This is a genomic window from Bacillus sp. JJ722 (genome assembly GCF_036963345.1).
Taxonomy (GTDB): domain Bacteria; phylum Bacillota; class Bacilli; order Bacillales; family DSM-1321; genus Bacillus_AD.
Genome location: NZ_JBALMO010000144.1, coordinates 1 through 8,153, shown reverse-complemented (window position 1 = coordinate 8,153; position 8,153 = coordinate 1). Strand labels below are relative to the sequence as shown.

General features: G+C 35.1%; 11 protein-coding genes. 10 read left to right on the top strand and 1 reads right to left on the bottom strand.

Annotation, left to right across the window (positions count from 1 at the left end; genetic code table 11):
- Positions 1-75: 75 nt before the first annotated feature.
- From V7014_RS17435 to rsmI, 10 genes are all read left to right on the top strand, one after another.
- Positions 76-1,524, top strand: a complete 1,449-nt coding sequence (locus tag V7014_RS17435) for an aminotransferase class I/II-fold pyridoxal phosphate-dependent enzyme (protein WP_335508711.1) — start codon at positions 76-78, stop codon at positions 1,522-1,524.
- A 58-nt stretch (positions 1,525-1,582) separates the two neighbouring features.
- Complete coding sequence (gene tmk / locus V7014_RS17430) at positions 1,583-2,239, top strand: dTMP kinase (RefSeq protein ID WP_335508710.1); 657 nt, start codon at positions 1,583-1,585, stop codon at positions 2,237-2,239.
- Between the two features lie 90 nt (positions 2,240-2,329).
- Positions 2,330-2,659 (top strand): cyclic-di-AMP receptor, encoded by a 330-nt coding sequence (locus V7014_RS17425; RefSeq protein ID WP_335508709.1) that lies wholly within the window; start codon positions 2,330-2,332, stop codon positions 2,657-2,659.
- A 21-nt stretch (positions 2,660-2,680) separates the two neighbouring features.
- Positions 2,681-3,121 (top strand): YaaR family protein, encoded by a 441-nt coding sequence (locus V7014_RS17420; RefSeq protein ID WP_335508708.1) that lies wholly within the window; start codon positions 2,681-2,683, stop codon positions 3,119-3,121.
- A gap of 15 nt (positions 3,122-3,136) precedes the next feature.
- The gene (holB, locus tag V7014_RS17415) at positions 3,137-4,144 is read left to right on the top strand and encodes a DNA polymerase III subunit delta' (RefSeq protein ID WP_335508707.1); all 1,008 of its coding nucleotides are present in this window, start codon (positions 3,137-3,139) and stop codon (positions 4,142-4,144) included.
- Positions 4,137-4,967 carry a PSP1 domain-containing protein gene (locus V7014_RS17410; protein WP_335508706.1) on the top strand — a complete coding sequence of 277 codons (831 nt, stop codon included), beginning with the start codon at positions 4,137-4,139 and terminating at the stop codon, positions 4,965-4,967. The genes holB and V7014_RS17410 overlap by 8 nt, the downstream gene beginning before the upstream one ends.
- A gap of 12 nt (positions 4,968-4,979) precedes the next feature.
- On the top strand, positions 4,980-5,348 hold the full coding sequence (gene yabA / locus V7014_RS17405; protein WP_335508705.1) for a DNA replication initiation control protein YabA: 369 nt from the start codon (positions 4,980-4,982) through the stop codon (positions 5,346-5,348).
- A 190-nt stretch (positions 5,349-5,538) separates the two neighbouring features.
- Complete coding sequence (locus V7014_RS17400) at positions 5,539-6,273, top strand: tRNA1(Val) (adenine(37)-N6)-methyltransferase (protein WP_335508704.1); 735 nt, start codon at positions 5,539-5,541, stop codon at positions 6,271-6,273.
- Positions 6,263-6,541 carry a GIY-YIG nuclease family protein gene (locus V7014_RS17395; protein WP_335508703.1) on the top strand — a complete coding sequence of 93 codons (279 nt, stop codon included), beginning with the start codon at positions 6,263-6,265 and terminating at the stop codon, positions 6,539-6,541. Before V7014_RS17400 ends, V7014_RS17395 begins: the two co-directional genes overlap by 11 nt.
- Positions 6,542-6,591: 50 nt before the next feature.
- Positions 6,592-7,467: a 16S rRNA (cytidine(1402)-2'-O)-methyltransferase gene (gene rsmI, locus V7014_RS17390; RefSeq protein ID WP_335508702.1), complete on the top strand. Its 876-nt coding sequence runs from the start codon at positions 6,592-6,594 to the stop codon at positions 7,465-7,467.
- A 47-nt stretch (positions 7,468-7,514) separates the two neighbouring features.
- Here the strand turns inward: rsmI and V7014_RS17385 are convergent, their stop codons facing one another.
- Positions 7,515-7,799, bottom strand: coding sequence for an AbrB/MazE/SpoVT family DNA-binding domain-containing protein (locus V7014_RS17385; RefSeq protein WP_335508701.1), 285 nt, complete (start codon positions 7,797-7,799; stop codon positions 7,515-7,517).
- Positions 7,800-8,153: the final 354 nt, after the last annotated feature.

The following is an 8,153-nucleotide window of genomic DNA, read 5'->3' as shown; positions in this document are numbered from 1 at the left end:
ATTTTATGTTACTAAACCAAGACCATCGTAATTTGTTACACTATAAAAAAATGATTATAAAAAGGATGAACATCGATGATAAATATACATAAACAGACACCTTTATTTGATGCCTTAGAACAATACCGCAAAGAAAACCCTGTTTCTTGTCATGTTCCAGGACATAAGAATGGTATTGTTTGTCATGATAAGGGAACAAACATCTTTCAGCAATTATTACAAATAGATGCAACAGAAGTTGAAGGGTTAGACGACTTGCATGCACCTGAGGGAGCTATTTTAGAAGCAGAACAACTTCTATCAAAACTTTATAAATCTCAAAAAAGCTATTTTCTTATAAATGGTTCTACAAGCGGTAATTTAGCAATGGTTTTGGGAAATTGTGAAGCAGGAGATGTTGTTCTTGTACAAAGAAATTGTCATAAATCAATTCTGCACGCATTGATGTTAGCAAAAGCCACCCCAATTTTTTTACAGACAAATATAAATAAAGAATGGGGAACGGCTGAGGGTTTATCAATTAATGTTGTACAGAAAGCTATAAAAGCTTATCCGAAAGCAAAAGCCATGATTCTAACTTATCCTAGTTACTATGGCGTTGGTGAGAATTTAGAAGCAATTATATCTTTGGCACATAAACATGATATAACAGTTTTAGTTGATGAAGCGCATGGTGCTCACTTTACTGGACGGGAGCCATTTCTTAAAAGCAGTTTAGCATATGGAGCTGACTATGTTGTTCAATCAGCACATAAGACTTTACCTGCTATGACAATGGGATCGTATTTACATGTTAATCATGCAGTAACTAATTACAAGAAAGTTGAAATGTATCTGCAGATGCTTCAATCAAGCAGTCCTTCATATCCAATTATGGTATCACTGGATCTAGCGCGCTCTTATTTAGGTACATTAACAGACGACGATTTGCTATATACGAAGACAACAATTGATGAATTTAAAAGAGAATTAAATAAGATTAGCGGAATACGAGTATTACAGCATGAAGAGGGGGTATGTGATATTCTGAAGGTAACTGTTCAAACAGATGGTACTTATTCAGGATATCAATTACAATCTGCACTGCGAAAATGTAGTATCTATAGTGAATTAGCAGATATAAAAAATATTTTATTAGTTTTGCCAATTCTAAAGGTTGGACAGACTTTCTCATATGACAGAATAATCTTTGGTATGAGAAAAGCAGTAGAACTACTTAAAGAAAAACATCAAGAAAAACAAGTTTTTGCCGTATTACTTGAAGATGTTGATGACCTCACACAATTAGAGTTGTCTTTCGCAGAGATGATGAATAGGGAGACAAGGAGTGTACCTTTCTCTGAAGCAATCGATTATATAGTAGCTGAGACGATTGTTCCATATCCTCCGGGTGTACCTTATATGATTAAAGGAGAAAGAATAACAGAAAAGAAAATGGCCGGTCTCGAACAAATGCTTCAGTTTGGAACTAGATTCCATAGTAGTAGTTGTTTAGATGAGCGTAATATACTTGTATATGTGTAAAAAACAAGTGATAAATATTGTATACTTATGAATAGACATGATTATTGGAGGTACATCCATGAAACGCGGGATTTTTATTACAGTTGAAGGGCCAGAAGGAGCAGGGAAATCAACCATCCTTGGGCTATTAAATGAAAAGCTACAGCAAGAAGGTTATTCGCTTTTACTGACGAGAGAACCTGGCGGCATTTCTATATCAGAACAAATTCGAGAGATATTATTGAACAAAGATAACATTATGATGGATGAACGGACAGAGGCATTATTATATGCAGCTGCAAGAAGACAACATTTAGTCGAGAAAGTAAAACCCGCTCTAAAAGAAGGTAGAATTGTGCTATGTGATCGATTCATTGATAGTTCATTAGCTTATCAAGGATTTGCCCGTGGCTTAGGTATAGAAGAAGTATATCGCATCAACAAATTTGCGATTGAAGATACAATGCCTGATTTAACATTATACTTCGATATTGAACCTGAAGCGGGGTTACAGCGTATTTATAATAACAGTGACCGAGAAGTAAATCGGTTAGATATGGAGAACTTATCATTTCACAATAAAGTTCGAGAAGGATATATGCTATTAGTAGAGCGTTTTCCAGAGAGAATTAAAGTAATTGATGCGTCCGACGATATTAGTATAGTACTAAATCAAGCGATGAAAGTAGTGAAGCATTTTATTAATGAAAGAAAGACTCTTGATAGTAACATATGATAATGAAGGAAAATTAAGAAAACTTTATCAATGATTGCTATAATAGAAGTAGGTACAAAATGCGAGAACCGTGAAAAGGAGATGTTTTCCATGAAAATGATTATTGCTGTAGTTCAAGATAAGGATAGCCATAAGCTATCATCAGCTTTAGTAGAACATAATTTTCGGGTAACAAAGCTCGCAACAACAGGTGGTTTTCTTAAATCAGGGAACACAACTTTCATGATTGGTACAGAAGAAATACGTGTTAATAAGTGTTTACAAATAATTAAAGATAACTGTCAATCACGAGAACAACTTGTTGCACCAATTTCTCCAATGGGAGGTAATGCAGATTCTTATGTACCTTATCCTGTTGATGTACAAGTTGGGGGAGCAACCGTATTTGTCTTACCGATTGAACAGTTTCACCAATTTTAATGAGATATATGAGGTGTATGCATGAAGATTAATCAAGATATCCCTGTGAAACTGGATAAAGTTCAGAAAGAACCAAAGTCTTCAACTCCTGGAAACGTACGCTTTTCCACTGTTATTCATAAACAGGATCAAAAGATGCAATTTGATTCGCTAAACAAATTATTAGTGAGTATTGAAGGAGCTGGAGAGCGTCTAGAACGTTCTCGCACATTCAAAGACTTAGCAAAATATAAAACGCTAGTTAAAAGGTTTGTTAAAGAAGCAGTACATTTCGGCATGGAATTAAAACAGTCGCAAAGTTGGAACCAATATGGGCAAACTAGACAGTTGAAAACAGTTAAAACAATTGATGAAAAGTTAGTTGAATTAACGGATCAAGTAATGGATAAGGAAAAAGACTCTATATCCATTCTTGGGCAAATTGGCGAAATTAAAGGCTTACTTATTAATTTATATACTTAAGGTAGTGAATAAGAAATGATAAATACTTGGAATGAGCTAAAGGAAATACAGCCACTCGTTTGTCAAATGCTACAAAATAGCCTTACGAAAAATCGAGTTGCTCATGCGTATCTTTTCGAAGGAGAACGTGGAACGGGAAAGAAAGATGCAAGTATTCTATTAGCTAAAAGCTTGTATTGTGAAAATCTAGATGAAAATAAACAACCTTGTAATCACTGTGCAAACTGTCGAAGAATTTCAAGTGGAAATCATCCTGATGTTCATCTTATTGAGCCAGATGGCTTGTCGATTAAGAAGGATCAAATACATCACTTGCAAGACGAATTCTCCAAGAAGGGCGTTGAATCAGAACGCAAAGTATATATTATTGAAGCAGCTGAAAAAATGACCGTACAAGCTGCTAATAGTTTATTAAAGTTCTTGGAAGAACCTCTATCAGAAACAACTGCCATTCTTATAACCGAACAGTCACAACGAATACTTCCAACGATTGTATCTAGATGTCAGATGATAACATTTCAGCCTTTATCTTCGGAGCAAATCAAGAATAGAATAATTGAAGAAGGTGTGGATGCACAGACCGCTGCAATTGTAAGTCATTTAACGAACCATTTTGATGAAGCAAGAGAAATAAGTTTTGACGATTGGTTTGCACAAGCTCAGCGAAAAGTGTTAAAATTATATGAAGTATTGAACCAAGACTATATGAAGGGTTTATTATACCTTCAAGAAGAGTGGTTGGATCACTTTAAAGATAAGGAACAGATTGACCGTGGCTTAGATTTATTACTTCTTGTTTATAAAGATTTATTATATATACAGTTGGACCAGAAAGATTCTATGGTGTTTCAAAATATGAAATCAGAACTTGAGAAATCAGCACTTCTCCATAGCCAAAGAATGTTGGCTACTCATATGGAAGCTATACTCGAAGCGAAGAGAAGACTGATGTCCAATACAAATCCACAGCTAGTCATGGAGCAGTTAGTGTTGAATTTGCAGGAGGGATCATCCTTTGTATGATGTAGTAGGAGTCCGCTTTAAAAAAGCGGGTAAAATATACTACTTCGATCCGGGCGATTTCGATATTCCAAAGGATGAGTTTGTCATAGTAGAGACAGCACGTGGAGTGGAATTCGGAAGAGTAGTCATTGCTCGGAAACAAGTAGAAGAACATGATGTTGTGCTACCATTAAAGAAAGTGCTGCGAATAGCTGATGCGAAAGATCGACTAATTGTTGATGAGAATAAAAAAGCGGCTACAGAAGCTTATGAAGTTTGTGGTCAGAAGGTAGAAGAACATGAATTAGATATGAAGCTTATTGATGTTGAATATACCTTTGATCGAAATAAAGTAATCTTTTATTTTACAGCGGATGGTAGAGTAGATTTTAGAGAGCTTGTTAAGGATTTAGCTGCTATCTTTAGAACTCGAATTGAGTTGCGACAAATAGGGGTACGTGATGAAGCAAAGATGCTTGGTGGTATAGGTCCATGTGGAAGAATGCTTTGTTGTTCGACTTACTTAGGTGATTTTGAACCAGTATCTATTAAGATGGCAAAAGATCAAAATCTATCATTAAATCCTACGAAAATTTCAGGACTTTGTGGTAGATTAATGTGTTGTTTGAAATATGAGAATGATGAATATGAAACTGCAAAAGAACAGCTTCCTGATCTTGGAGACATGGTAACGACTCCGAATGGAACAGGCAAGGTAGTGGGGCTTAATATTCTAGAAAGAGTACTTCAAGTGGAACTGGTAGAGAATGGAAGAGTATTAGAATTCACATTGGAAGAAATTTTAAATGAGGGAGCCGTTTCTATTCAAGCCACAGATTACTAAGGTGGTGAGCACGTGGAGAAAAAAGAGATTTTTGATTCGGTTAGTAGTATGGAGAAACAAATTGGGCACTTATATAAGCAACTCGGGGAATTAAAGCATCACGTTGCTGAAATTCTAGAAGAGAACAATATGCTCACAATTGAAAATGAGCATTTAAGGCGCCGACTAGATCAACAAGTTCAAAAGAAAATACAAGATGATTATGTAAAGAAAAAAGTTAAACAAGAAACGAAAGAGCAAAAGGGCTTCGATATTGGTGAAGGTTACGATAATCTCGCTAGATTATACCAAGAAGGTTTTCACATTTGCAACTTGCATTTTGGAAGCCCTCGTAAAGAAGGCGATTGCTTATTCTGTTTATCTTTCTTAAATAAAAAATAATGAGCCTTCCCTTCACATGGAAGGTTTTTTTATGCTAATTTAAAAAGGCAGAACCACCTGTTTCGCTCCATATCTTCTTTCACTCAATGATTGTCTGTAGGAGGAAGTCCGTAAGTTCACTTGAAATTGGCGCTAGAGCAGGAAATAAGAGTATAACGACACATGATAAATGAGGTGCACGATAAAATATATGTTAAAAGCAGATGAAAGATTAGACTATCTCCTTGCAGAAGAGTTGCGAATTATTCAAAGCCCTTCTGTGTTTTCATTTTCTCTTGATGCAGTATTATTAGCACGATTTGTTTCAGTACCGATTGTAAAAGGACAACTTGTTGACCTTTGCTCTGGTAATGGAGTAATTCCACTCTTACTTAGCACGAGAACACGTGGAAAAATTATCGGAGTAGAGATTCAAGAACGATTATATGATATGGCCATTCGTAGTATTGAATACAACCAGTTAAGTGATCAATTGGAAATGATGCATAGGGATTTAAAAGGAGTTCCTAAGGAAATTGGTTATTCTAAATATGATGTAGTAACATGTAATCCACCATATTTTCCAACTCCATCAGCTGAAGAAATAAATAAAAATAAGCATTTTGCCATTGCTCGACATGAGATTCTTTGTAATTTGGAAGATGTTATTCAAACAAGTAGTCATCTTTTGAAGCAAGGTGGAAAAGCAGCTTTTGTTCACAGACCAGGAAGATTAACGGATATTCTTACATTAATGAGAAAGTATCGAATTGAACCGAAACGAATTCAATTTGTGCATCCGATGATTGGAAAAGAAGCAAATACTGTATTAATTGAAGGAATTAAAGATGGAAATCCTGATCTGAAGATACTTCCGCCTTTTACGGTTTATGATGAGAATAACGAGTATACACCAGAAGCAAAAAAGATGTTATATGGAGAATAAACATTTTATGTATGTACTGGAGTGTAGCGATGGCTCATATTATACGGGCTATACGAATCGTTTAGAAGAACGTGTGAAGATGCATAATAGTGGAAAAGGTGCAAAGTACACGCGTGGAAGAACACCCGTTACTTTAATATATACGGAATGTTTCGAGACAAAAGAAGCAGCAATGAAAGCGGAGTATCGTTTTAAACAATTGCCCAGAAAACAAAAAGAACTACAAATAAAAATTAGTACACCTGAACCTTCTTTATTCAAGGATTAAGAATGGCATGTATAATGAGGATAGTCAGAGAAAAAGGAGTCGAAGTTGGTATGTGGCAACAACATAGCTTTGCAAAAGAAGGTATAGAACCTGCACTATATTTAGTGCCAACTCCAATTGGAAATTTAGAAGATATGAGTTTTAGAGCAATTCGTGTTCTAAAAGAAGCAGATGTAATTGCTGCTGAGGATACGAGAAATACGAAGAAGCTCTGTAACTATTTCGAAATAGATACACCTATTATTAGTTATCATGAACATAATAAAATGAGTAGCGGTAAACATGTTGTGGAAAGATTACTAGCAGGGCAAACAGTAGCATTAGTAAGCGATGCAGGTATGCCAACGATTTCTGACCCAGGATATGAACTAGTACAGGAAGCTCTTGCTGAAAAAATTACAGTCATTCCTTTGCCGGGCGCAAATGCAGCTCTTACCGCTTTAATTGCCTCTGGTCTTTGTCCACAACCATTTTATTTTTATGGCTTTCTAGAAAGGGGAGCTAAAAATAAAAAGAAAGAATTAGAAAAATTAAAGTTTATCACTTCTACCTTTGTTTTATACGAATCTCCACATCGCTTAAAAGAGTCATTGCAAGCTATGTTGAAAATCTTAGGTAATCGTAAAATCGTGCTTTGTAGAGAATTGACAAAGAAATTCGAAGAGTTTATAAGAGGGGATATTGAAGGTGCACTTCAATGGGCGGAAGCAAATGAAATTCGTGGTGAATTTTGCTTAATCGTTGAAGGCGGTAGTGAAGAAGATGCTCCTACTACTGAACAATGGTGGGAAGGATTAACCATCGTTGAGCATGTGAATGCTTATATGGGTGATAAGGGATTACAAAATAAAGAAGCAATCAAGCAAGTAGCTAAAGATCGCAATGTAAATAAACGAGAAGTTTATCATGCTTATCATGTAGAATAATTAAAAAAACAGGCTATCTAAATAGATAACCTGTTTTTTATCGTAACTTATTTTGCTGGCTCAAGGTAATCATGAATTTCTTTAAGAAGTTGCTCTGCGCCTTCTTTACTTAAAATTAATTTACCTTCAGCAAGCGATAAATTATTGTCTGAAACTTCACCAGTGACTTGGCAAGTCATATTTGGTTTATATTTCTTTAAAATGATGCGCTCGTCATCAACATAGATTTCTAATGCATCTTTTTCAGCAATTCCTAAAGTACGGCGAAGTTCGATAGGGATAACAACTCGGCCAAGCTCATCGACTTTACGGACAATACCAGTAGATTTCATATGTAAACGCCTCTCTTATATATAATTTTGAATGAAAAAAATTTAAACAATTTTCGTCATTATTCGACAAAGTTCTTATAATGATTAATAATACCAGCCATTCCCATATACGTCAATCTTTTTGTTATAATCCTATAAAACCCAAACAAAAAGGGTTATATCAACGTTTTTTGCAACTTTTACATAATAATTTCTAAAGAAAATGAAAAATTTTTTTGGAATTTCACAACAGAAAAGTACAATATTCGACAGCATTCGACAAAATTCTTATGGTTTATATTGGAGAAAGAACGGAGATGAAATACATTTTCTTGTATTTCAGTAATTATTATACTATTTCGTATGGATAATAGC